This is a genomic window from Yersinia vastinensis, assembly GCF_044905075.1.
In the GTDB taxonomy this organism is placed as follows: domain Bacteria; phylum Pseudomonadota; class Gammaproteobacteria; order Enterobacterales; family Enterobacteriaceae; genus Yersinia; species Yersinia vastinensis.
Map to the genome: position 1 here is coordinate 949,093 of NZ_CP173260.1, position 24,056 is coordinate 973,148.

Sequence of the window (24,056 nt, forward strand, 5' to 3'; positions counted from 1 at the left end):
TCCCTTCGAAATGAAGCATCTTCCTTCTTTCTGTAGCAAAACAGACATAAGGCTTCATCTCATTATTCTTGATAAAAAACAGAAATTTTGAGCTTTTAAATAGACGTCAAAGATAAGATATCAATAATAAAAAGAGGGACTATACCGTTAAATTATAGTTTCGTTGCTATACTATTTTTTATCTCATTGTGCCTACACGTGTAAGAATTGTATTTCAAAAGGTGAGGCATTGTCTTCTATTATTTGGTTATCACTATTGTAGAATTATTACTCTAAAGTTCCTGAGAAGATTTGTGCTGTAGTAAACAGGTCGGGTACTTATGGTGAATGAATTTTCATATTCACGTCATGACTTTAATCATATACGATATGAGAGATAATAGTGGAACAGATTAATTTAAATAAAAAACAGACTAGTAGAAAGAGGTATTTTTCAATATTAGCCGTGGTTTTATTTATTGTGTTCACTTTTGCATATGCATATTGGTCAATGGTATTACAAGATACTATTAGCACTGATGATGCGTATGTTGTAGGAAATGCAAATCCAATTTCAGCACAAGTATCAGGTAGTGTTATTGTTGTAAATAATAAAGATACGAGCTTTGTTCGTCAAGGGAATATTTTAGTTTCATTGGATAAGACAGATGCAACAATAGCACTTAATAAAGCTAAAAATAATCTGGCAAATATCGTTCGTGAGACTCATAAACTGTATTTACAGGATAAGCAATACAATGCAGAAGTCGCTTCGGCTCGTATTCAGTATCAACAATCGCTAGAAGATTACCAGCGCCGCCTTCCATTAGCAAAGAATGGTGTCATCTCAAAAGAAACGTTAGAACATGCCAAAGATACGTTAGTTAGCAATAAAGCTGGCCTTAATGCTGCCATTCTGGCTTATAACGCAAATAAGGCATTAGTAATGGACACGCCATTAAACCGCCAACCCCAAGTCATACAGGCTGCAGACGCGGCAAAAGAAGCGTGGCTGGCGCTTCAACGTACAGATATCAGAAGTCCTGTAACAGGTTATATCTCTCAGAGATCCGTGCAAGTAGGTCAAACAATTAGTCCGGGTCAGTCTTTAATGGCAGTCGTACCTGCGCACCAAATGTGGGTGAATGCCAATTTCAAAGAGACGCAATTAACGAATATACGAATTGGTCAGCCTGTAAACATTATCAGCGATTTGTATGGCGAAAATATCGTCTTTCATGGGCGTATTGTCGGCATAAAAATGGGGACCGGGAATGCCTTCTCATTACTGCCTGCACAAAATGCCACAGGTAACTGGATTAAAGTTGTCCAGCGTGTACCTGTTGATGTTTCTCTCGACCCAAAGGAATTACAACAACACCCATTACGTATTGGTTTATCTATGACGGCGACGATTGATACAAAAAATGAGGATATTGGTGATATGCCAGTTCTTGCTTCGGCTGTTACTGCTATGCCTGCTTATGTCAGTAAAGCGCTAGTGATAGATACCAGTCCGATAGAGAAAGAAATTAAAACAATTATATCTCGTAATGGACAAATGTAATGGTAATTACTCAACAAACGCCAGCGCCATTAACCGGTGGGAAGCTATGGTGCATAACTATCGCCCTCTCATTGGCAACCTTCATGCAGATGTTGGACTCGACTATTTCCAATGTCGCGATACCCACTATTTCTGGCTTCTTAGGGGCATCGACTGATGAAGGCACATGGGTGATAACATCATTTGGTGTTGCTAATGCAATTGCGATACCTGTCACCGGAAAATTAGCACAACGAATAGGTGAGCTAAGGTTATTTCTGCTGTCAGTAACCTTTTTTTCATTGGCCTCGTTAATGTGCAGTTTATCGACCAGTCTTGATGTTCTTATATTCTTTAGAGTCGTGCAAGGAGTGATGGCTGGGCCGTTAATTCCGCTGTCTCAGAGTTTATTACTAAGAAACTATCCGCCAGAAAAACGAACATTTGCATTAGCATTATGGTCAATGACTATAATTATTGCACCGATATGTGGGCCTATTCTTGGTGGTTATATTTGTGATAATTATAGTTGGGGATGGATATTTTTGATAAATGTTCCGATGGGGATTATAGTTATACTATCCTGTTTAACACTATTAAAAGGAAGAGAAACTGAAACCTCACCGGTAAAAATGAATATTCCCGGGTTAGTCCTATTAGTTCTTGGCGTCGGTGGATTACAAATTATGCTCGACAAAGGTCGGGATCTGGACTGGTTCAACTCCAGTACTATCATCATATTAGCAATAGTATCAGTCATCTCACTGATCTCTTTAGTTATATGGGAGTCTACTGCCGAGAATCCAATTCTTGATCTTAGTTTGTTTAAATCGCGTAATTTTACGATTGGTATTGTCTGTATTACATGTGCTTATTTTTTTTATTCTGGCGCGATAGTACTTATGCCACAATTGCTCCAAGAAACGATGGGTTATAATGCTATTTGGGCAGGTCTTGCGTATGCGCCAATTGGTATTATGCCCTTATTGATATCTCCTCTAATCGGTCATTATGGTAACAAAATTGATATGCGGGTTCTGGTTACATTTAGTTTTATAATGTATGCGGTATGTTATTATTGGCGTTCTGTTACATTTATGCCGACTATAGGTTTTATGGGCGTTGTTCTACCTCAGTTTTTCCAAGGGTTCGCTGTTGCGTGTTTCTTTTTACCTCTTACAACAATTTCTCTATCCGGCTTGTCTGACAATAAATTCGCTAGTGCGTCAAGTATGAGTAATTTCTTTCGCACACTGTCAGGATCTATTGGTACGTCACTTATGATGACGCTTTGGGGACGCAGAGAATCGTTACATCATAGCCAATTGACTGGAGCAATCGATAGTTTTAATCCTGAGTTTAATACATCATCACAGATTTTGAGTAAGTACTATGGTTCTCTATCACAGGTTCTAGATAATATAAATAATCAGATTACTCAGCAGTCATTACTCATTTCTGCTAATGAGATTTTCCGTCTGGCGGCTATTGCTTTTATCTTACTAACAATTCTGGTTTGGTTTGCTAAACCACCGTTTACAGCCGAAAGAACGGACTAATGATATGGCCCAATCAACGCACCAGACTTTATTAGGCTCTGTTACAGCACACTGGCGTTCCAGATAATTGGGGGGCTCAATATGTTCCTTGAGCGCTTTTTTATATCGGTAGCCAGGTTGCTGATAGCGAATAATATTGAACCATTTCCTCCGCCTTGCTGCTGCCAACGGCTCAGTTTTATGCCTTTAGTTGTGACTCTCGCTGCAATATTGCATTCACAATATGCGTCACTAAAGGCTGAGTAATGCCACTTGCAGTGTTAAAGGCAGCCGCAAACGCTCATCAAAAATGATTCTTTCACAGTGAATCAGGCACGATGAATTTAAATCACGGCCAAAATCGTCTCTAATGATCGAGGTAGAGATAATGCATCCAACTGGTCATCCGTAGCAGTACTTTCCGCATGACTGAAACATGGGTGAAATGGTCGGAGTAAACTGCCACTTGAGCGAAGATACCGTCCGGTAAAGAGTCAATATCACTATTGGGATCCAGCTCAATAATCACCTGCACACCATCTGTACCGGGAATAATACTGAGTGATTGTAGTGTACCTTGAGCTTGATATGAGCCACCCGGTACGACAGGGATAATGGTTGTCAGCTTGCCAGGAAATACTTGCCCGGGTAATGCATTGAAAACCACTTCAGCTTCATCGCCAGCTTCGAGCCGCAGCAGCGAGTTTTGTCTAAACTGGGCAATAATTTGTCGTTTTTGTTCTGGAATAAAAACCATCACTGGGCGCAGCGGTATGGCTGCTGCGTAGGTTCCTGGGCGAATCAATACCTGAGTGACATAGCCATTGCTGGGGGCACGGACGACGGTTTGATCAAGATTGTATTTTGCTTCGGCCAATTGTGCTCTGAGGCTAACAATTTGAGATTGCTCTCCATTGAGCACGCTATCTACCTGACTTTTAATCTGAGCCTGTTCAGCGACTGATGCTTTGACTAATGCATCCTGCGCCAAATAGTTCTGCCGGGCATTATCAATATCACTTTCAGAGAATGGATTTACCAGCGCTTTACTGCCTTTCAGGTAGCGTTGGTAGTCTTTGGATAACCGGTCGCGTTCTGCACTGAGATGAGATGTGTTTGCTATTGCTTCGTCTAATTGCCCTTTAAGCATTTGAGCATTATGAACGGCGGTCACCAAATCAGCCTGTAATCTATCAACACGGGCCTGATAACGGATAGGATCGAGTTTAAAAAGGATGTCACCTTTTTTCATTAATGTATTTTGCTTATTTGTTACCTCAGTAACTATACCGGTGACCTGCGGTGTAATTGGAATAGAAATAACAGCTTTTTGTGCCAGAAAAGTATAAGGATGGTTGTAATTCATTAATAAAATGAGTGTGGCGACTAAAACAACGCCACCTAATGCCGCTGTGGGAACCGTCCATTTATTTACCGGTATTTTGAAGATCTTAAATATAGCCCAAGCAAACGCGACATAAGTCAGGATAATGAGCAAATCCATGATGTTACTCCAATGGAGGGATAGTAGTACCGCTCTGTTTTTGCTCCAGTTCTGTCACGCGTTGTTGCAACTGTGCAAATGATGCTTCCTGATTTTGCATACCCCAGCCGCGCTCCTCGCGGTACAACGTGGCCCATATCCATAAAAATGGCCAGATAACATGTAGAGTAAATAGACTCACCCATCCTGCGACATGAATAGCATCGGCATGCGGATGATTTCGTGATTTGGCAATTAAATACGGAATATCATGAAGAATAATAATCCCATAGAAGATGATAAGAGCGACAACAATAAGTACACCCAGTGCAAAATAATTTAGAAACATAGCTGCCTCTACTTAAAAAGGTGGTGCTCAATAACAAAGATAGACGTTAATTATTCTCGCTGTAATAATACTAGTGGAGTTTATGCAGGATGATTGCAATTTTGATCCATTCTTGCAGGTGAAGTGGGGTATACATCGAAATGTAGTGAATCCAGGGTAATTAACTGTATTCTGTTCTCATGCCAAATATCTATCGGTATTCCTATGTTGATAGCCTACTTAGATGCATTAAATATTTTGAGTACGCCGGTTTGGGTTGTGTTACCCAAAAATCAGGAAGTACTGTTTGCTAACAAGGAAGCCCGAAAGATGGCTGGTGATACCCCACTAGCGTTTATGCGCAATGGGCAGTTTTCAGCGCATGCGCAGCAACAGTTGGAAGCTTATCTTCCTGCGTTAGCTGACAATGACCAAATTGTCGAGATTTGGACTCTTGCAGCAGAAAAAAACACCTCCCCCTTGAGCTGTCGGCTCTCCTTAACTCAGTTAGAGCCTTACGGTGATGTAATTGTTTTTGAAGGACTCTATATTTCAGCGTCGGTACTCGCTCAACCGCATGCTGAACAATTATGCTCAAAATCCTATCGTCGTGATGAACGAGGATTTTATGAGCAATTTTTTAATACCAATACCGCGCCGATGTTACTTATTGATCCATCAAAAGAAGGGCAAATTGTTGATGCCAATCAGGCAGCAACACGTTTCTATGGTTATTCGCGGGATGAAATGTGCATGAAGCATACTTGGGAAATTAACACCATGGGAAAGGATGTGTTACCCGTCATGAATGAGGTTGCCAAATTACCCGGTGGTCATAAACCCCTGAACTTTATTCATAAACTCGCGGATGGAAATACCCGCCATGTACAAACTTATGCCGGGCCGGTCGAGTTGGATGGGATGCGGTTAATGCTGTGTATTATCCATGACATTACTGAGCAAAAGCGCCTTGAACAGGCATTAGAGCGGGCAGCGTTGCGGGATCCTCTGACTGATTTAGGTAATCGGCGTCAGTTTTTTCCCTTGGTTGAGCATGCACATGCTCAAAGCCAACGTTATGGCCAGAATTTCAGTTTAATTTTATTGGATGTTGATCACTTCAAATCCATTAATGATCAGCTCGGGCATCACAAAGGTGATGAAGTTCTGATTTTATTGGCACGAACCTTAGAGTCTATTATTCGCGAGTGCGATATTGTTTTCCGTTGGGGGGGTGAGGAGTTTGCCATTCTTTTACCCTTAACTGATCTGAATGGTGCATTGCAATTGGCTGAATCTATTAGAGAAACAATTCAAATGATATGTCAGCCTAATTTGCCACCACTCACCGTCAGTATTGGTGTCGCCCAGCATCAAGTGGGCGAAGATACCGATAATCTATTTAAACGCATGGATGAGGCACTTTATCGTGCCAAAGCATTGGGCCGAAATAGAGTCTTGGCGGCGTAAAATGAGGCTTTTTACTCCGTGACTGATTACAGAGGTAAATGATCCAGTGGTTTTACCTCGCGCAGCACGAATGTCGTTTGCATCTCTTTAATGCCCGATAGCCGACGAATGACTGACATCGCAAAGGTGGAAAAACTGTCGAGATCGTCGGCGACCACTTGCAGTAAAAAGTCAGCATCTCCCGCCACGGCGTAGCAAGCAATGACCGGCTTTAGCGCTCCGACCTGCATTTCAAACAGCTTTGATTCCTCTTCACTGTGACTGTCAATTTTCACCCGAATAAAGGCCAAAATCCCTAGTCCGACTTTGCGTCGGTCAATATTAGCCTGATAACCGGTGATAATGCCGCTCTCTTCAAGTTGTTTAACCCGTCGCCAGCACGGGGAGGTTGCCATCCCCACTTTATCGGCCAGCTCTTGGTTAGTCATACGTCCAGAGTGCTGCAATTGCTTCAAGATTTTTATATCTGCCGGAGTTAGAGAGGTTGAGGGCATTTTCTACCTACTTATTATTAAATTTGGGTATAGATTACCAATATTAGTGGAATATGGGTGATAAAAGAAAGCACTTACCGGCGGCGGAGGGATATTCTATTTTGTACATATTAGCGGCAAAAGGGTACTGGCTGTGGCAGAACAAATGCGGATCGCGATTATTGTTAACCCTGAACTTCCTGTTGGTTTAATTGCTAATACCACCAGTGCGGTGGGGATTGGTTTGGCGGCAAAATTTCCACAATTGGCGGGGACGACATTATCCGATTCAGTTGGAAAAGAGATTGATGTCAGTTCAAAATTGCCGGTTCCTATTTTACAGGCGAATGCTTCACAGATAAGAGAGGTACTGCTGAAAGCATTAGCAGCCCCTCATGAGCGGGCCATTGTCCCATTCCCGGCATTTGCGCGCTCAATGCACAGTTTTCAAGACTATGAAGAGACTTTTCCGTCACGTTCGCTCAGTGATGAGCCGTTGGATGGCTTGGGATTGGCGGGGCCTGAGAAATGGGTGCGTTCATTGACTGGGGCATTAAAATTACTGCGCTAACCTGTTTAGATAAAAAATAAGCGGGCTTTAGAAAGCCCGCAACATTCGCTCATTAAACTAATGTATTTAACTGTAATTTATGGCTTTCGACACCGTTGATATATAGCTCGCGATGCTCATTTTCGGGCAGATTTACCATTAATTCCTGCCATGCCGGCTGATAGCTTCCGGTGCGGCTAAAGGTAATATCAATTCGATGATTATCAGTTGTTACCTGCCAGTTTAGCCACAATGCATGGCCTTGCTGCCAGCGATGGCTCTCGCCGTCATCTTCAAACAGCATTCCACTGGATTGCCCAGCCCCTTTGGTCGGGTAAAGCGCCAACTCGCGTTGAGCATCCAGTTCGACATTCACAAAGGCGATGCGCCGTGACAATGGCAATGCCGCACCCGCTCGCACCAAAAGTGGTAAACGCTCAAGTGGTGCATCTAACACGACTGTCTGTCCGCCGCTGTACCATTGGCCGGTATGGAAACAATACCAACCGACATTATTATCCGGTAAATAGACCTCGCGCTGACGCTGTGCGGGTTCGACCACGCTGGCAACCAGTAAGTCACGGCCTAGCATAAAGTCATCATTTTCTTTAAACGTGCTGCTATCGTGTTCATGATCAAGGAAAGTCGGGCGTAGCATTGGCTCATCATCATGTGTGGCTTGCCATTGTAACGTATAGAAATAAGGTAATAGTCGGTAACGCAGAACCATGGCATCGCGGATCATTGGTGTTGCGGCAGGATACATCCATGGCTCGTTGACCGTGTTATCGTCATTCCATGAGTGAATAGTAAACCGTGGGTGCATCACGCCGTTTTGTACCCAGCGGATAAACAGTTCGGCTTCAGGTTTATCACCAGAAAAACCGCCAACATCATGGCCAAGGTTATACAACCCAGATAGACTCATGCCCAGCCCCATACGGATGTTATAGCGCAGAGTCTGCCAACTGGTGCGGTTATCGCCACTCCAGGTTTGGGCATAGCGCTGCATCCCGGCACAACCAGAACGTGATATTAGATATGGACGTATGTCTGGTGCAAATGCTTGTTGAGCCTCCATTGACGCACGCATCATCAGTAACGGCATTACCGGCCTGATATGTTTGATAGCGATGGATTCACCAAACCCATTGCAACGCGCTTCGCCGTCCCACACTTCGTATTCGTTATTGTCATTCCAGGTTGAACCGATCCCCATTTCCAATAACTGCTTAGTGACATTTTCCTGCCACCAAACCACCGTCTCAGGGTGGGTGAAATCAAGATGAGAACCTTCGTCATCCCAAAATGAGGAACGCTCAGGTAACCCGGTTTCACCATCGAGAATAAACAGGCCACGTTCTGCAACTTGCTGATACTGCGGGTGATCTTGTAATAGACACGGTTTGATATTAGCGGCCAGTTTGATGCCAGCCTGCAAGAAAGCCTGACTCATCACTTTTGGCTGCGGCACTTTGTCGTAGTTCCAATTAAAGACATAGCGCTTGTTGTTTATCGAGGTATAGCCAGACGACAGTTGGAAAGAGTCACAGGGAATATCATGTTGTTGGCATAGCGTAATGAATTTTTGCAGTTGCACCTGTGCATCCGGGGCATCGGTATAATGCATGGTAGAACCGCTGTAGCCCAAGCTCCATTTAGGACCAAACTTCGTTTTACCCGTTAGGCGAACAAAGGCTTTGGTGACATCCAACACTTTCGGGCCGAGGAACATATAGTAATCAAGATCACCCGCTTCAGCCTGATAGCGGCGGTAAGCTAGATGGTAATTATCAATCTCGTTACCCAAATCCAGCCAGCAACTGCTTAAGTTGTCATAAAACAAACCAAAACTAACATCATCGCGGCGAGTGATAGTAAATGGAATATGTTTATAGAGCGGGTCGGTGCTGGCAGCGTTGTAACCCATGGCATCTAAATTGCGCATTTCAAAACGACGACCCGCGCGATTAAGATCCCCGGCTTTTTCGCCCAATCCGTAATATTGCTCATTAGGATAGCGGCGCTGGTAGTGAGCAATTGTTTCGCCTTGCGGGCTGAGTAGATAAGCGCTGGTAGGGCGGTCTGCGGCCAGTGGGTGCCATTCCCCCTGCTGATTTTTATATTCCCACTCCAGATATAGCGGTTGGTGAATAGTTATCCGCAAGCAATCCGTGGTCACGATCAATTGCTGTTCGTGGCGTTCTAGTTGATAGCCCGGCACCGAAAAGCCTTCCAGACTCAGCCGGTCACGGCCTGACCACGGCACATCACCTTGTGGCGCGATGCTCCAGGTGCGGTTCAGTGCCAACTCGCCGTTGCGTTTAATCAGTACCCGACAAAGGTTTGGCTCTAATACATACAAACAGAAACTATGTTGGTCATCGACCCGCAATTCCACATGGTCGGGATATTCATTTACTAACTGCCAGTTTTTTAATGTTTTCATCACAGCTCATCTTTTTTTCTGGCAACAGCGCGAGTGGTGCGCTGTTGCTGGGTTAATAGCATTAGGCAGCCGACTGTTTTTTATTGCGGCGTTCAGCAAACAGGGCAATTAGGAACACGGCACCAATCAAATCGAAGAAGCCCATGGCGATAAACAGGGGGTTAAAGCCGATAGTGTCGGAAACCGCCCCAATCAATAGGGTGAATAGGAAGCTGGCGATCCAAGCGGAGGAACCGCGCAACCCGTTAACCGTCGCCACTTGGTTTTTATCAAAAGATTCAACGACTAATGCACTTAACATGCAGGAGATAACCTGATGACCGAAGCCGCCGATAGAGATCAATGCAATCGCCAGATAGGGATCTTTAGTGATGGCCACGAAGGCCAGTGAGACCATCATAAAAGCGCCGGTCACTGAACTGGCAACCACAGAGTTGATGCGGCTGCAACCGAACCATTTTTGGTAAAGTTTGGTTAAGTAACCACTGGCAACACTGCCGATATCTGCCGCGAGGAAGGGCAGCCAAGCAAACATAGCAATCTGTTTCAGGTCCATGCCGCGTTCGGTCGCCAGATAAAGCGGGACCCAGAAGCTAAAAACTGCCCATGCCGGTTCTGCCAAAAAAGCGGGAATAGCGATGCCGTAAAACTTCTTGTTTTTACTAAGGATGGACAGTGATTTCAGGAAAGGCAGCCGTGGCAGTACGGGTTCATTATCCTGATGAATCAGTTCAAATTCTTCTTTGCTTAGATTGGGGTGAGTATCCGGTGAGTGGTAAAAACGCCACCACAGCAATACCCACACCATGGCTAAAGCACCGGAGAATAAAAACGCGCCTTGCCAGCCGAGAGCCACATGCGCCAGTACAATAATGGGAGGGGCCAACATCGCACCGATAGAGAAGCCAACGCCAGCCCAACCCGCCGCAATCGGACGCTCTTTTTTCGGGAACCAGTCAGAAATGGCTTTGGCATTTGCTGGTGTTGCGGCGGCCTCGGCACTGCCCATAAAGAAGCGCAGCACCGCTAATTGGAACCAGGTTCCTGCCCCGGCGTGCATCATACACACCACGGCCCAAACACTGGCGCAAATCAGGAACCCCATCTTTAAACCGATGACGTCAATTAGCCAACCACACAGTGGCTGGAACACGGTATAAGCCAATTGAAATGACGCCACAATCCAGGAGTATTGCTCGGTGGTCATATTCAAACTGGTTTTTAGTTCGGGGGCGAGAATACCCAGAGAGTTGCGGGTAATATAGTTAACGGTGACCCCAAGCAGAAATAGCGCCAGCATCCACCAACGTAGTGATTTTATTTTTCGCCGCCCAACAACTTTAGCGGATTGATTAATCTCAACACTCATCCCAGCCTCCTGGAGTTAGTCGGCAGTTAATTAACCGGACCAACTTATTGTTTTGGTATGATCCATTTTCGGTTATTAAGATTATGCTGAGTTTTAATGTGACCCTGCTCACAGTAAAACAAGCTAATAAAACATACTAAATTGATATTGTTAGTTTTTTTATATTTAATCAAAAATAACCGGACTGATAAGTTTTTAAAATTGGTTTACCAAAACAAGGTAGCTAGCTTAAATTGGTATTAATACGCGTTTTTTTGAAAAAATTTTCATACGCTGAGTAATATTCCAGCATTTATATTGAGTAATACTGTGAATAAGCTATTTTCTGGCTATGAAAATTTTTTCATTTGCTAATTTGAGAGAGATCACAAAATGAATGGAAAGCTAAAAATACAAGAAATAGCCAATCAGACGGGTCTTTCAATTAGCACGGTATCCCGAGTATTAGCCGGTAAATCTAACACCAGCGCGAAAGCAAAACAGCAGGTCATGGCTTGCGCGCAATCACAAGGAATCTTGCAGAATTTATCCAGTGGGCGGCTCATGCTTAACAATATTATGGTATTTGCGCCGCACCGAGCCTTTGATGTTCGTACCGATATTTTTTACTACAAAGTCATTCAGGGAATTACCGAAGCGGTCAGTCAACATGAAGTAATGATTCGCTACTGCGGATTATCTGAAACCCACAGTGACATCTCGCTGTTTCTGGAAAAAATAACCCATCCGCAAACGGAGGCGGCAATCATCATTGGTATTGATGATCCACGTGTTCATACCTTGGCAGCAGGGGTCCATAAACCGTCGATATTGATCAATTGCCGTGATAAAGAGATGTCATTGGATAGTGTTTCGCCAGACCACCAATTGATCGGAGAATTCTCAGCCAACTATCTGATACAACAGGGGCACCGGCGTATCCTGACATTGCAATGTTTACGACGTAATACCATGGAACTGCGGCTGGTGGGAATTAAAGAGGCTTTTGTCAGCAATAATATGAGTTTTGATGATGACCAGCATTTAGTTACTACCCATGGCTTTGGTGCTGAAGAAGCAGAGCAAGCCATTACTGCTTATATCGCCGCCTGCGAGGATAAAAGCCAACTGCCTACAGCCATTTTAGCCGGTGGGGACTACATGGCAGTAGGGGCAGTTAATGCACTGAATAAGTTAAAAATCAATGTGCCTGATAACATGTCAGTGATGAGTATGGATGGCTTTAATCTAGCCGAGATCCATGACGTGCCACTGACGGCGGTACATGTTCCGCGTGATGAGTTGGGTGCAGAGGCGATTTCGTTGTTACAACGACGTTTACTGCGTCCGGATGCCCCTTTCAGTAATACTCTCTTGCAAGGCAAGCTGGTGGTGCGCTCCTCTGTAAAACAGGTAAACCAGAAAAGGGCAGCGCCTGTTGCCAATAAAACCAGCGACCAGTTATATGATTAACATCAGTGATTCGGTCACAAATGCGGCTGTAACATGAAATGAAAAGGGTAAGCTATAGTTTAGGGTTATGGATCCCCGAGTTAAAAGTGAAGAGAAGTATGTATTAATAGGTTTTATATAAATCAGATGGGGATATCTTATAGACGCCCGTCATTTTCAACTGCAGGTCTATTGGTGGCGCTCAATGACCCGAAGCACTTGACCGCGTAAGTTCATCGGGATTTTTTACTCGCCGCCTTTCTGCACCTTGAAATTTATTGTGTGTAACACATTGAATTTAAGGATATTATTGCATGGAATTTAAAGACTATTACGCCATCATGGGAGTGGAGCCTACCGCTTCCCTAAAAGAGATTAAAACCGCTTATCGTCGGCTAGCCCGCAAATATCACCCAGATGTCAGCTCTGAAGCCGATGCTGAAAGTAAGTTTAAGGAAGTGGCTGAAGCTTATGAAGTTTTAAAAGACACTGAGCGGCGGGCTGAATATGACGAATTAAGATTACATCGTAATGATCCCCATTTTGGCCAACAGCAAGCAGCCTACAACACAGGAGGTCAGCAATGGCATAGTGGTGCTGGGGGCGGTGCGCATGATTTTTCCGATTTCTTCGAATCTTTCTTCGCCCATCGTGGCTCTGCAACTGGGCATGCATCTCATCGCACCTCTCAAGGGATTCGCGGGCAAGATCTGGAGATGGAGTTACCCCTCTTTTTAGAAGAGACCTTAGCTGAACAAACTCGTTCGATCTCTTACAAAATACCGACCATTGATGCATCGGGTCGAGCTGGTGCTGAAACCTCTAAGACTCTGAAAGTTAAAATACCGGCAGGTGTGGGCGATGGTGAGCGGATTCGTCTTAAAGGGCAGGGCGCGCCAGGTTTTGCGGGGGGAGCTAATGGCGATTTATTCCTGATCATTCGTATTGCCCCACATCCACTGTTTGATATTGATGGCCAAAACTTACAAATAGTGGTGCCGTTAGCGCCATGGGAAGCGGCATTGGGTGCCAGTGTCGAGGTCCCGACGTTGACAGGGAAAATATCTTTAACGATTCCGGCAGGAAGTCAGAGTGGTCAGCGGTTGCGCATTAAAGGCAAAGGTCTGGTCAGCAAAAAAGGAACGGGTGATTTGTATGCGGCCCTCAAGGTGGTTATGCCGCCGAAACCAGACGAGAAAACGCGAGCACTTTGGCAACAATTGTCAGAGCAAGCGGCATTTAATCCTCGGACTGAATGGGAGTAACAGATTATGGCTGAAATAGAAATCACTTACACCGTGACTGAATTATGCCAGTCAACAGGGATTATGCAGGACGAACTGGTTGAGGTGGTCGGGCTGGGTGTGATTGTACCGTTAGAGCCGGCAGATACTGTCTGGGTTTTTGACGCAGATGCACTGAGCTGCCTTAAACGTGCCTGTCGCTTGCAAAATGAGTTGGATCTGGACTGGTCTGGTGTAGCAATGACCTTAACGTTGCTTGAAAGAATTGAGCAGCTAAAGAAAGAGAACGAGCAACTACGTCGGCAGCTTGATCGTTTTATACAGACATCATAATGCAAATCACCCGGGTTGGTGCTCACTGCGGCCCAACCCGGTGCCACTTTTATTTGATAGACAGCACAGACCGAATATCACTGTTTTTATTTACATTCCAGACTTCACTAACCTCTTCTAGCCGATGAAGCTGAGTTTCAATACTGAGCTTTTGTTGGGCAGCAAGGCTAAAAATGTCAGCAACAATGCGCTTCAATTCAGCAATCGGTGGGAAATTCCCGGTGCCACTTCCCAGAATATGTAGATTAGCGCTCCGCAGAACGGCGGAAGGAAGCTGTAGAGTAGGGGATGCCATCGAGCCAACATTCACTAGCCGAATGCCTTGCTCATTAGCATGGGCAGTCAGATCGTGGCGGGTCAGTGCAGCGAAAAGTGCCTCGGTTGCTGGCCCCCAAATATAATCCACAATGACGTCATAACCGGTTGGTCCGGCAGCTTGAGTAAATGCTTCAGTTAACTCCGCGCCCTGCAAAGTTAGATTCACCGTGGCATCGGCTCCTAATGTTGCCAACACTTCTTGACGCCGACCGGCAGCAATCACGCGGCCAGCCCCTAGATGACGTGCAGCGGCAATAGCCAACTTACCTGACGTGCCGGTAGCTCCGATGATGAGCACGGTCTCTCCAGGTTGAATCCTAGCCCGCCAGACCAGTGGTAACCAAGCGGCCAATGCAGGGTTGATTAATGCCGCTGCTGTAGCATCATTAATTTCGGGTGGTACTGGAACAGACCAAGAGGCTGCAGCCCGCTCGGCCATCGCCCCAAATGGTTGGCGAAATGAGGCAAAGTAAACACGAGATCCATCCTCAAGATACCCGACACCATCAGTCCCCGGGATGATGGGCAGTGTTTTTGGGCTTGAATAATGCGTACCTCGCACGATGGCGCGATCAAGTTGTTTGATACCCGCGGCTACCACATTAATCACTGCTTCACCGGGTAAGGGCATCGGCTCAGAAAACTGCCCAAAAACAGGCGGGGCACCAAGCGTTTTAACGATTGCAGCTTTCATTATTTCACCTCACTTTCGTGTGCTAATCAGTAAACCAACCAATCTGAACCGAATTCATTTTGAAGACAATACATCCTGTAAGTGATTAGTTTATTGCCAATAATACCGGTTAAAGACAGATAATTTTGTTATTAATCCATCACTAACTTATGAGTTGCAACATAATGCAAATTGCATGTACTACATTTAAATAGCTGCTTGCTTATTGAGCAGTATCAAAATCACAACAATAGCTTTGAGGAGAGAGTATGAGCAAAATACCGAGTTGCTGTTCAGAAGAGAACCATCCGAATAGTCGGCGAAACATGCTCAAAGCTGCTTTGGGTATTACCGCTGCAGGGGTAATAGGCGGGATTGGATTGGGAATGCCTCAAATATCCTATGCTGCGGCGCTGACGCAAGCAGAACGAGATAAGTTAACTCCAGATCAAATCATTGAAGGGTTTAAGCAGGGCAATAAGCGGTTTGTCTCAGGAAAAATGCAGCAACATGACTACGTTGCCCAAAAGCGTGGTAGCGCTGAGGGACAATTCCCAGCAGCGGTGATCCTCAGTTGCATTGATTCTCGAGCACCCGCTGAAATCGTACTGGATACCGGCATTGGAGAAACATTCAATGCTAGGATTGCCGGTAATATATCAAATGATGATTTATTAGGTAGCTTGGAATTTGCGTGTGCCGCTGCGGGAGCAAAAGTTATCTTGGTTATGGGACATACAGCCTGTGGTGCTGTAAAAGGTGCCATTGATAACGTGGAGCTTGGCAATCTGACGGGGCTTCTCAATAAAATCAAACCCGCCATTGAGATGACTCAATTTGAGGGCGAGAAAAGCGGTAAAAATGAACTTTACGTCGATGCTGTAGCAAAAAATAATGTGAAACATACTATTGATGAGATACGTAAAAATAGTGAAATAATTAAAAAGTTAGAGCAAGAAGGGAAAATAAAAATAGTTGGTAGTATGTATAACTTAAATGGCGGAGAAGTCGAGTTCTTCATGTAATAGCTCCATCTTCTACAATTCCCCTTGATGCTTTTCAAGGGGAATATCGATCATGGTTCTTCAATCAAACATTAATTTATTTACCCTGTTATCTTTTTTATTGACACGGATCTCTTGGTCGTCACGAAATTTTATGCTTATATGACTAAAGCAACACTTGCATGATAAGGTCAGAGTGTATATATAATCATTAAGGTCTTTTTTAGTATTAACGTAAGTTATATGAGTTATATAATTCAATAAACCTGTGTTATGAGTGTCAATAAAGAGAATATGTAAATGTTATTATTTTGAGATATTAGTTAATATATTTGATTAGTATTATTAAATGATATTTATTCCTTGAGTTTTTTAATTATTATTGTATGTTGAATACGTGACTACGGATGGTTTATGAAATGAATTAAATGATTAATAAGTATTTTAAATAGATAGATTTCTATTATAATTCAGGGCTATATTATTACGATAAACACAATCAACTAACTTATTACTTTGCTCTGTTAGTGTGCAAAATAATTATTTATCTTATGCTAGTCTTTCTAGCGTGTACATTTATGTATGAGGAGAGTTTTAAAAGATCAAATATAATTAAAAAATATAATTTAATTGGTTTTATTCATTAAGTAAAAGAGATAATAGTCACTTGTTCTCTTATCACATCTGCCGTGTGATTTGTTTTTATTAACTGAGTAAATATATTTGTAGGGGTTATCTATGTATGTTGATACAGTCTCTGTTGTTTCTGGTAGTAAATTTATCGATATTAATGGAAAAGGAGTGATAGATTATGAAAAAGAGATATCACTGGATTGCTGTATGAACAAAATACATTTCCACTCTAAAAAATTAACAATTGATATTAATGAAAAACAAAAGAGATTAGTCATGTGTCTGTTTAATGATGTCAATAGGAAACAAGATATCATCAAAGTCGTATGGTATGAAAATCATAAAAGCATCTCAGATAATAACTATCATCAGTTAATTCATAAATTTAGAGTGCATTTAAAAAATGCAGGCATACCTGATGGTATCGTAAAAACCATAAATAGATATGGACTTAGACTTGACTCCGGAATATTAAGCGCGATGGTACCAAATCAGATGTCTGATAGGTTTACTGGCTATTAATTATTTTGTTTTCATGTCAATAGAATTTCACTGAGAGGTAAGGGTGTTATCATTTTTCATCAGGATAGTTATAACACCCTACCGAATGTTCGTTCATAAAAAAAAGTTTATATTAGATGTCGCAATAGTGTTATTCATTATATATCAATGCGTAATAGGGATTAAGATGATAACAAATGGAAAAAAGAGGACAATCCCATTATTGTATGAAGAGTCTATTAATCATGAAAATGTTCACTTTATAAAAATATTTGAGCAGGTTGAGGAAATTAAGCAGACTAACATCTTTAATACTAAAAGTAGAAACGTAAATAAGAGCGTTATCGAAGTCGCTGATATAACTAATTCACCTATTTACTCAGGGGGATTAAATTAGTTGGTGTACTGAAACACACAGATGAATTAGACTCCATCGCAATCATTGAGGCAAATGGTAAGCAAAAAACATATTTTATCAAAGATGAAATAGAAAGCTCCAATATAAATATAGTAAAAATACTGTCAGATAAAATCATTATTAGTGAAGGTGGATTATATTACTCGCTATTTATCCTATAAATAAATATCTCCTGAGTTGCGGTATAAAGGGAGTTTTCATGTACAGCTATTATAAACGGCACTCGGTTGTTAATATTATATTTAATTCCATAGATAAATACATGCGAATAAACCTACTAATAATAGTATTAGTGACAATATTATCTTTGGAAGTTAATAGTGCTAATTTTTCAGTTTCTTTCAAGGATGTAGATATAAAAGAGTTTATTAATACGGTTAGTAAAAACATTAATAAAACTATTATTATAGATCCAAAAGTTCAAGGCTTAGTTAGCATTCGAAGCTATGAGTTACTAGATGAAGAAAAGTATTATCAATTCTTTTTAAATGTTCTTGATGTTTATGGCTATGCAGTTGCTGAAATGCCTAATAACATTTTGAAAATCATACCGTCTAGACGAGCAAAAAATACAGTTTCTCAGATATTAAGTGAAGCAGATGAAACATATGGTGACGAGATTATAAATAGAATTTTTAAACTTAAAAATATATCGGCTAAAAATTTAGCACCGTTATTGCGGCAATTAAACGATAACTCAGACTCAGGAAGTATTATTCACCATGATCCTTCCAATACAATATTAATTACGGGTCGTGCTGCTGTAGTTAATCGCTTACATTCCATTATTAACGCATTTGATCGGCCTGGTGAAGCTGATGTTGAACTTCATAAATTGAACTATGCTGCTGCATCTGATGTAGTAAAATTGGTTAATCAGATAATAAACACAGGATCAAATAATAAACAGAACTCATTCAATTTAGGAAAAATAATATCTGATGATAGAACAAATACAATACTAGTTAGTGGTGATAACCAGACAAGGAAAAAAGCCATTCAAATGATAAAGGAGCTTGATCAGCAACAAGATAGTTATGGTAATACAAAAGTTATCTATATGAAGTATGCTCAGGCATCAAAGTTATTAGATGTTTTAAAGGGCGTGAGTCATGGATTTCAGAACGATAAAAAATCAGTAGGGAAAAACAATGATGGGCATGTATCTATTAAGGCTCATGAACAAACGAATGCGTTGGTGATTACTGCTGCACCAAAAATAATGAAGGAATTAGATCAGGTCATTGAAAAGTTAGATGTTAGACGTGCTCAAGTACTCGTAGAAGCCATTATAGTAGAAACCCAAAACGGAGAAGGGCTAAATCTGGGTATTCAGTGGGCAAATAAATTTTATGGTGGAGTGAATTTTCTCCAAAAACCAGACAACATAAGAGGAATGCATAGCAGTGGAAATCCAGTACCGATGTTGATTACAGGATTAACTGCAGGTTTTTATAAAGGGAATTGGGATGGTCTGTTTACAGCACTGGCAACAAACTCAAATAATAATATTCTCGCAACACCGAGTATTGTTACGTTGGACAATATGGAAGCGGAGTTTAATGTCGGTCAAGAGGTCCCTGTTTTAACGTCAACACAAACAACAACAACTGACAAAGTTTATAATTCGATCTCGAGACAGTCTGTTGGTGTGATGTTGAAAGTCAAACCACAGATAAATCAGGGCGATTCAGTTCTACTTGAAATAAGGCAAGAAGTTTCAAGTGTCGCGGATAATTCAGATATTAACACTCACAATCTAGGTTCTGTTTTTAATAAAAGGGTAGTGAATAATGCGGTATTAGTGAAAAGTGGTGAAACGGTTGTTGTGGGAGGATTACTAGATAAAAAGTTAAATAAAACAATAAACAAAGTTCCCTTACTGGGTGATATTCCGTTGATTGGCTCTTTATTCAGACAAAGTAGGGAACGAATAGAAAAAAGTAATCTTATATTGTTTATTAAGCCAACAATAATCAGAGAGGCAAGTGAATATACTCAAGTGACAGAAGAGAAATATGTAAAATATGATAAGTTATCTTCTAATGAAAAGTTAAATGATAACCCACTAATAGATAGGTTAAGCTATGATGCATTTAGCAAAATTAAACATGACGTAATGGAGTTTTATAAAGAGATTGGCATAAAGGTATGACTCAACATAATAATGAATCTCAACCTCTAACATTCAGTTGGTCAAGAGATAATGGTGTGATTTTATTACCGGTTGAACATGGTTACCAAATTATTTGCCGCCATTCAGCATCACTTGAAGCAATACTTGAATGTAATAGAGTCGCAAACCAACCCCAGGGGCTTAATTTTGTTACGGATGAAGAATTTGATAAAAATCTAATCTGTGTGTATCAAAATAGCTCAATGCAGTCACATAAAATAATGAATACTATAAGTGATGAAATAGCTATCTATTCATTCAGTGGTGAGATTCCTGTGAGTGACGATTTGCTGGATACCGGCAATGAAGCACCAGTAATAAAATTAATAAACACAATTTTGGCTGAAGCAATAAAAGAGTTAGCTTCAGATATACATATCGAGTCTTTCGATAAAAAAATAATTATAAGATTTCGTATTGATGGTGTTTTAAAAAAGATATTAGAGTTACACCGCAAGGTCGCGTTACTATTGGTTTCTCGAATTAAAATCATGGCCAAGTTGGATATTGCAGAAAAAAGAATACCCCAAGATGGTCGTATCGCGCTGAATTTGGGGGGGAAGGCTTTAGATGTTCGCGTGTCAGTTCTGCCAGTAAACCATGGTGAGCGTGTTGTCATGCGACTACTAGATAAAAGTAGCCTTAAACTTGATTTACATTCTCTTGGCATGTCGCTAAAGAATTGTCATTCAATAAATGCATTAGTACGAAAACCTCATGGAATTATTTTAGTTGTTGGCCCCACTGGCGCTGGGAAAAGTACCACGCTCTATGCTGCTTTAATGGGTATTGATGCACATGAAAAGAATATCATGACAGTTGAGGATCCTATTGAGTTTGATATCGATGGAATTTCACAGACACAGGTAAACACAAAAATTGATATGACTTTCTCGCGAAGTCTGAGGGCAATATTACGGCAAGATCCTGATGTTATTCTTATTGGTGAAATCCGAGATGTTGAGACGGCCCAAATTGCAGTACAAGCTTCTTTGACTGGTCATTTGGTGTTGTCAACATTACATGCGAACAGTGCTGTGGGTGCAGTAACCAGGCTTAAAGATATGGGCGTTGAACCTTTTATGCTTTCAAGCTCATTACTGGCTGTGCTATCTCAGCGTTTGGTTCGTCGATTATGTATTGAATGTCGGCAAGAATATTCATTTGCACAGGATGTATTGCAAGAGATGAGTGCTAATTATCAGATACCTTTGGGGGGATATGGGTACAGTGCAGTAGGTTGCAATAAATGCAACTTAACGGGTTACAAAGGAAGAATAGCTTTACATGAACTCTTAATTATAAATAACCGTGTGCGAGAAGGTGTTTATAAAGGAAAAAGTGAGCTTGATTTGGTCAAGCTGGCTAAGGGATATATACGTAGCATTGAACAAGATGGTATTGATAAAGTTGTTGCTGGATTAACAACAATAGAAGAAGTGAAAAGAGTAAATTTAGAGGATAAATATGCCTGTATATAAATATGCTGCTATAAACACACAAGGTGTGAAAGTGAAAGGGAGTATAGAAGCAGAAAGTTTGTTAGGAGCCAGGCAGCTTCTTTATCAAAGAAAACTATGCTTATTAAATATAAAATCAAAACGAAATTCTCAAACCATTAAAATAATAAATATTTTTAACAGAGTTAATAGTATAGAGCTTGTTTTAATTACTCGGCAAATGTCTATTTTAATAAATGCTGCAATCCCCTTAGATGTCGCATTAGAGATAATTAGAACGCAGAATACCAAAAGAAATATTAATAAAGTTATTTGTGAAGTAAGAAGAAAGGTCATCGAAGGGTATACATTTTCGGATTCTCTATCTTTATTCCCAATAGTATTCAATACGTTATATCGTTCTATGATTACTGCTGGGGAAGTATCTGGACACTTAGATATAGTATTATCTAAACTTGCAGACCATATTGAACAGGGATATAAATTAAAAAATAAGATAATCCAAGCATTAATTTACCCGGTGTTTCTTATTTTAATATCTATAGGTGTAATAATTATACTTTTATCTATCGTAGTGCCTAATATAATAGAACAATTTGTATTGTATGATAAATCATTGCCGTTATCGACAAAAAGTCTTATGACTGTCAGTTACTGGATCAAAGATTACATCTTAATCATATTACTTCTGTTTACTGCATGTTTATTTTTATTCAATGGAGCACTTAGAGTAAGGAAAATAAAAATATTTTTTGAACATTATTATCTAAAGATACCTATGCTCGGCAAAGCCATATCTAGATTGAATATATCTCGCTATTTAAGAATGATGAATATTCTAAACTCAAACGGTGTTAGTTTAATTCAAGCAATGAAGATAAGTGGTACCATTTTAACTAATCAGTACATTAAACAACAGTTATCCAATTCGGTAAAATTAGTGAGTGAAGGAGGGAGTCTTTCAACATCATTAGCGGATAGTCGAATCTTTCCACCGATGATTTTGCATATGATTGCGTCAGGTGAACGCAGTGGGCAGTTAGACTCTATGTTAGAAAAAATAGCGGATATCCAAGAACAAGAATTAGTAGATCAAATAAGTGTGTTTATAACTATGTTAGAGCCTTTAATAATGATTTTTATGGCTGGATTTATTTTTTTTAGTTTTAGCTATATTTCAGCCATTATTAGAAATGAATAATTTAATTTTATAATATCATACAAGAGGTTTTATGCGAAAGAGTGGGTTAGATGGTTTTACATTATTAGAAATGATGGTCATTATCATCATATTAGGCCTTCTTGCGAGCTTAACAATACCCAATATAATGTCTAGCAAAAGTAGGGCTGATCAACAAAAAGTATTAAGCGATATTGCTGCTATTGAAAACGCATTGGATATGTATAAATTAGATAATGGCTATTATCCGACTGAAGCACAAGGTGTCAACGCGCTGGTTATTAAACCTATTGAGTTACCAATCCCGAGGATATATCCTCATAATGGCTATATTCGTAGACTCCCACAAGACCCATGGAATAACTCTTACCAGATAAATAACCCTGGAAGATATAACGAGATTGATATATTTTCAGTTGGACCAGATAAGGTGATTGGTACTGAAGATGATATTGGTAATTGGCCTGTATCCTCACAAGAAAATAAAACGGATGATTTATCATAATATTAAAAACCATCACTTAAATATTTATGGTGGAAAACGATATTGCGTAGGTTTTACATTACTGGAAGTTATGGTATCGATGGCTATTTTTGCGACTCTGGGGATCAGTATGATGAAGATAATGAGTGGACAGCTATTATGGGTTAAAAGTTTGGAAGATAAGATGGTCGCATCTTGGGTTGCAGATAATATTTTAGCAGAAATAAATTTGATGAGAATAGAACAAACAGAAAACTGGAGTACAGGAGATGAACTTATGATGAATAAGTTATGGTATTGGCAATCAAAAGAAATAAGTTCAGGAAACGGAGTCTCCAGTATTGTTACAGTTGAAATTCGTAGTCAGACAAACAGTAACGAACCCGATTTTATAATAGAGGGGTATCGTTCTACTAATGAGTAAGCCCCTTAGTCGTGGTTTTACTTTATTGGAAATGTTACTTTCCATCGTTATTTTCACTTTACTGAGCCTAACTATTTATCAAGCTATTATTGTTGTTAGCAAAGGCAGTGATATAGTGAAGCAGAGAGTAAAGCAAACGAATAAAATACAAATTGCAATTAATATACTAGAAGATAGCATCTCTCACGCAATAATACCTTCTTATTCATTAGAGGGAAGTAGGCTTGAAAGCGATTTTCAAATGGGATCAATGCTACTGGAAAGCGATGATTTTGGTATTTATTTTAGATGCAGTATTTACACAGGCCACCTTTATCTTGTGCAATCAGAAAAAGTAGGGTTTCGCCTAAGAGATAACTTTTTGGAGAAGCTGACTTATAATTTTGATGAAAACATATCGAGAGTATCAAAAATTCTAGGGGGGGTGACGGCATTTCGTCTGCGAGCTTATCATAAGTCCCACTGGTTAGCCGAATGGGATAGCCATTCCTCTATACCACAAGCTATTGAAGTGACCATTGAATTAGAGGAACGTGGGATGATTAAACGGATTATTCCTTTATTAAATAGTGACAATTATCATGGGTGAGTC

At 40.9% G+C, this 24,056-nt stretch carries 22 protein-coding genes; 16 read left to right on the plus strand and 6 right to left on the minus strand.

Annotation, left to right across the window (positions count from 1 at the left end; translation table 11 throughout):
- Nucleotides 1-382 precede the first annotated feature (382 nt).
- Nucleotides 383-1,546, plus strand: a complete 1,164-nt coding sequence (locus ACIOG0_RS04320; protein ID WP_128451575.1) for an EmrA/EmrK family multidrug efflux transporter periplasmic adaptor subunit — start codon at nt 383-385, stop codon at nt 1,544-1,546.
- The gene (locus ACIOG0_RS04325) at nt 1,546-3,084 is read left to right on the plus strand and encodes a DHA2 family efflux MFS transporter permease subunit (protein ID WP_050140259.1); all 1,539 of its coding nucleotides are present in this window, start codon (nt 1,546-1,548) and stop codon (nt 3,082-3,084) included. Before ACIOG0_RS04320 ends, ACIOG0_RS04325 begins: the two co-directional genes overlap by 1 nt.
- A gap of 346 nt (nt 3,085-3,430) precedes the next feature.
- Here ACIOG0_RS04325 and ACIOG0_RS04330 read toward each other — a convergent pair whose 3' ends face one another.
- Nucleotides 3,431-4,567: an HlyD family secretion protein gene (locus ACIOG0_RS04330; protein WP_050140260.1), complete on the minus strand. Its 1,137-nt coding sequence runs from the start codon at nt 4,565-4,567 to the stop codon at nt 3,431-3,433.
- Between the two features lie 4 nt (nt 4,568-4,571).
- Nucleotides 4,572-4,895, minus strand: coding sequence for a DUF3302 domain-containing protein (locus ACIOG0_RS04335; RefSeq protein WP_050098046.1), 324 nt, complete (start codon nt 4,893-4,895; stop codon nt 4,572-4,574).
- A gap of 204 nt (nt 4,896-5,099) precedes the next feature.
- Here ACIOG0_RS04335 and ACIOG0_RS04340 point away from each other — a divergent pair, with 204 nt between their 5' ends.
- Nucleotides 5,100-6,344 carry a sensor domain-containing diguanylate cyclase gene (locus ACIOG0_RS04340; protein ID WP_050098047.1) on the plus strand — a complete coding sequence of 415 codons (1,245 nt, stop codon included), beginning with the start codon at nt 5,100-5,102 and terminating at the stop codon, nt 6,342-6,344.
- Nucleotides 6,345-6,370: 26 nt separating this feature from the next.
- On the opposite strand, the gene ACIOG0_RS04345 is transcribed toward ACIOG0_RS04340, so the two are convergent.
- Nucleotides 6,371-6,838, minus strand: a complete 468-nt coding sequence (locus ACIOG0_RS04345; protein ID WP_050140261.1) for an Lrp/AsnC family transcriptional regulator — start codon at nt 6,836-6,838, stop codon at nt 6,371-6,373.
- A 127-nt stretch (nt 6,839-6,965) separates the two neighbouring features.
- Between ACIOG0_RS04345 and ACIOG0_RS04350 the strand changes: the two genes are divergently transcribed.
- A complete protein-coding gene (locus ACIOG0_RS04350; RefSeq protein ID WP_176393727.1) occupies nt 6,966-7,388 on the plus strand; it encodes a DUF2000 domain-containing protein in 423 nt (140 codons plus the stop codon).
- Between the two features lie 52 nt (nt 7,389-7,440).
- On the opposite strand, the gene ACIOG0_RS04355 is transcribed toward ACIOG0_RS04350, so the two are convergent.
- Together ACIOG0_RS04355 and ACIOG0_RS04360 are read right to left on the minus strand one after the other, a co-directional pair.
- Complete coding sequence (locus ACIOG0_RS04355) at nt 7,441-9,816, minus strand: glycoside hydrolase family 31 protein (protein ID WP_050098049.1); 2,376 nt, start codon at nt 9,814-9,816, stop codon at nt 7,441-7,443.
- Nucleotides 9,817-9,877: 61 nt separating this feature from the next.
- Nucleotides 9,878-11,185, minus strand: a complete 1,308-nt coding sequence (locus ACIOG0_RS04360) for an MFS transporter (RefSeq protein ID WP_050098050.1) — start codon at nt 11,183-11,185, stop codon at nt 9,878-9,880.
- A gap of 372 nt (nt 11,186-11,557) precedes the next feature.
- On the opposite strand from ACIOG0_RS04360, the gene ACIOG0_RS04365 reads away from it, so the two are divergent.
- The 3 genes from ACIOG0_RS04365 to cbpM all read left to right on the plus strand — a co-directional run bounded on the left by ACIOG0_RS04365 (nt 11,558) and on the right by cbpM (nt 14,193).
- On the plus strand, nt 11,558-12,637 hold the full coding sequence (locus tag ACIOG0_RS04365) for a LacI family DNA-binding transcriptional regulator (protein WP_050098051.1): 1,080 nt from the start codon (nt 11,558-11,560) through the stop codon (nt 12,635-12,637).
- 293 nt (nt 12,638-12,930) lie between these two features.
- Nucleotides 12,931-13,881, plus strand: coding sequence for a curved DNA-binding protein (cbpA, locus tag ACIOG0_RS04370; protein ID WP_050098052.1), 951 nt, complete (start codon nt 12,931-12,933; stop codon nt 13,879-13,881).
- A gap of 6 nt (nt 13,882-13,887) precedes the next feature.
- The gene (gene cbpM, locus ACIOG0_RS04375; RefSeq protein WP_050098053.1) at nt 13,888-14,193 is read left to right on the plus strand and encodes a chaperone modulator CbpM; all 306 of its coding nucleotides are present in this window, start codon (nt 13,888-13,890) and stop codon (nt 14,191-14,193) included.
- A 49-nt stretch (nt 14,194-14,242) separates the two neighbouring features.
- Here cbpM and ACIOG0_RS04380 read toward each other — a convergent pair whose 3' ends face one another.
- Nucleotides 14,243-15,205 carry a zinc-binding alcohol dehydrogenase family protein gene (locus ACIOG0_RS04380; protein WP_050098054.1) on the minus strand — a complete coding sequence of 321 codons (963 nt, stop codon included), beginning with the start codon at nt 15,203-15,205 and terminating at the stop codon, nt 14,243-14,245.
- 248 nt (nt 15,206-15,453) lie between these two features.
- Here ACIOG0_RS04380 and ACIOG0_RS04385 point away from each other — a divergent pair, with 248 nt between their 5' ends.
- From ACIOG0_RS04385 to gspJ, 9 genes are all read left to right on the plus strand, one after another.
- The gene (locus ACIOG0_RS04385; RefSeq protein WP_050098055.1) at nt 15,454-16,209 is read left to right on the plus strand and encodes a carbonic anhydrase; all 756 of its coding nucleotides are present in this window, start codon (nt 15,454-15,456) and stop codon (nt 16,207-16,209) included.
- 717 nt (nt 16,210-16,926) lie between these two features.
- Nucleotides 16,927-17,343: a helix-turn-helix domain-containing protein gene (locus ACIOG0_RS04390; RefSeq protein ID WP_128451574.1), complete on the plus strand. Its 417-nt coding sequence runs from the start codon at nt 16,927-16,929 to the stop codon at nt 17,341-17,343.
- A gap of 420 nt (nt 17,344-17,763) precedes the next feature.
- Nucleotides 17,764-17,901, plus strand: a complete 138-nt coding sequence (locus tag ACIOG0_RS04395) for a hypothetical protein (protein ID WP_404705043.1) — start codon at nt 17,764-17,766, stop codon at nt 17,899-17,901.
- Nucleotides 17,902-18,002: 101 nt separating this feature from the next.
- Nucleotides 18,003-19,895 (plus strand): type II secretion system secretin GspD, encoded by a 1,893-nt coding sequence (gspD, locus tag ACIOG0_RS04400; RefSeq protein ID WP_128451606.1) that lies wholly within the window; start codon nt 18,003-18,005, stop codon nt 19,893-19,895.
- Nucleotides 19,892-21,397 (plus strand): GspE/PulE family protein, encoded by a 1,506-nt coding sequence (locus ACIOG0_RS04405; protein WP_050098058.1) that lies wholly within the window; start codon nt 19,892-19,894, stop codon nt 21,395-21,397. The genes gspD and ACIOG0_RS04405 overlap by 4 nt, the downstream gene beginning before the upstream one ends.
- On the plus strand, nt 21,384-22,577 hold the full coding sequence (locus tag ACIOG0_RS04410; protein WP_404704933.1) for a type II secretion system F family protein: 1,194 nt from the start codon (nt 21,384-21,386) through the stop codon (nt 22,575-22,577). The genes ACIOG0_RS04405 and ACIOG0_RS04410 overlap by 14 nt, the downstream gene beginning before the upstream one ends.
- Nucleotides 22,578-22,608: 31 nt before the next feature.
- The gene (gene gspG, locus ACIOG0_RS04415) at nt 22,609-23,061 is read left to right on the plus strand and encodes a type II secretion system major pseudopilin GspG (RefSeq protein ID WP_050098060.1); all 453 of its coding nucleotides are present in this window, start codon (nt 22,609-22,611) and stop codon (nt 23,059-23,061) included.
- A complete protein-coding gene (gene gspI / locus ACIOG0_RS04420; protein WP_128451573.1) occupies nt 23,048-23,464 on the plus strand; it encodes a type II secretion system minor pseudopilin GspI in 417 nt (138 codons plus the stop codon). Before gspG ends, gspI begins: the two co-directional genes overlap by 14 nt.
- Complete coding sequence (gspJ, locus tag ACIOG0_RS04425) at nt 23,457-24,053, plus strand: type II secretion system minor pseudopilin GspJ (protein ID WP_050098061.1); 597 nt, start codon at nt 23,457-23,459, stop codon at nt 24,051-24,053. The genes gspI and gspJ overlap by 8 nt, the downstream gene beginning before the upstream one ends.
- The last annotated feature ends 3 nt before the right edge of the window (nt 24,054-24,056 follow it).

What these genes read in the sequence shown, in the direction of transcription:
- ACIOG0_RS04405 (WP_050098058.1), top strand. Translation starts at nt 19,892, where the DNA reads ATGACTCAACATAATAATGAATCTCAACCTCTAACATTCAGTTGGTCA.
- ACIOG0_RS04340 (WP_050098047.1), top strand. Translation starts at nt 5,100, where the DNA reads ATGTTGATAGCCTACTTAGATGCATTAAATATTTTGAGTACGCCGGTT.
- ACIOG0_RS04330 (WP_050140260.1), bottom strand. Translation starts at nt 4,567, where the DNA reads ATGGATTTGCTCATTATCCTGACTTATGTCGCGTTTGCTTGGGCTATA.
- ACIOG0_RS04385 (WP_050098055.1), top strand. Translation starts at nt 15,454, where the DNA reads ATGAGCAAAATACCGAGTTGCTGTTCAGAAGAGAACCATCCGAATAGT.
- ACIOG0_RS04380 (WP_050098054.1), bottom strand. Translation starts at nt 15,205, where the DNA reads ATGAAAGCTGCAATCGTTAAAACGCTTGGTGCCCCGCCTGTTTTTGGG.
- gspJ (WP_050098061.1), top strand. Translation starts at nt 23,457, where the DNA reads ATGAGTAAGCCCCTTAGTCGTGGTTTTACTTTATTGGAAATGTTACTT.
- gspI (WP_128451573.1), top strand. Translation starts at nt 23,048, where the DNA reads ATGATTTATCATAATATTAAAAACCATCACTTAAATATTTATGGTGGA.
- ACIOG0_RS04365 (WP_050098051.1), top strand. Translation starts at nt 11,558, where the DNA reads ATGAATGGAAAGCTAAAAATACAAGAAATAGCCAATCAGACGGGTCTT.
- ACIOG0_RS04410 (WP_404704933.1), top strand. Translation starts at nt 21,384, where the DNA reads ATGCCTGTATATAAATATGCTGCTATAAACACACAAGGTGTGAAAGTG.
- ACIOG0_RS04360 (WP_050098050.1), bottom strand. Translation starts at nt 11,185, where the DNA reads ATGAGTGTTGAGATTAATCAATCCGCTAAAGTTGTTGGGCGGCGAAAA.
- gspD (WP_128451606.1), top strand. Translation starts at nt 18,003, where the DNA reads ATGCGAATAAACCTACTAATAATAGTATTAGTGACAATATTATCTTTG.
- cbpM (WP_050098053.1), top strand. Translation starts at nt 13,888, where the DNA reads ATGGCTGAAATAGAAATCACTTACACCGTGACTGAATTATGCCAGTCA.
- ACIOG0_RS04335 (WP_050098046.1), bottom strand. Translation starts at nt 4,895, where the DNA reads ATGTTTCTAAATTATTTTGCACTGGGTGTACTTATTGTTGTCGCTCTT.
- ACIOG0_RS04390 (WP_128451574.1), top strand. Translation starts at nt 16,927, where the DNA reads ATGTATGTTGATACAGTCTCTGTTGTTTCTGGTAGTAAATTTATCGAT.
- ACIOG0_RS04325 (WP_050140259.1), top strand. Translation starts at nt 1,546, where the DNA reads ATGGTAATTACTCAACAAACGCCAGCGCCATTAACCGGTGGGAAGCTA.
- cbpA (WP_050098052.1), top strand. Translation starts at nt 12,931, where the DNA reads ATGGAATTTAAAGACTATTACGCCATCATGGGAGTGGAGCCTACCGCT.
- gspG (WP_050098060.1), top strand. Translation starts at nt 22,609, where the DNA reads ATGCGAAAGAGTGGGTTAGATGGTTTTACATTATTAGAAATGATGGTC.
- ACIOG0_RS04355 (WP_050098049.1), bottom strand. Translation starts at nt 9,816, where the DNA reads ATGAAAACATTAAAAAACTGGCAGTTAGTAAATGAATATCCCGACCAT.
- ACIOG0_RS04345 (WP_050140261.1), bottom strand. Translation starts at nt 6,838, where the DNA reads ATGCCCTCAACCTCTCTAACTCCGGCAGATATAAAAATCTTGAAGCAA.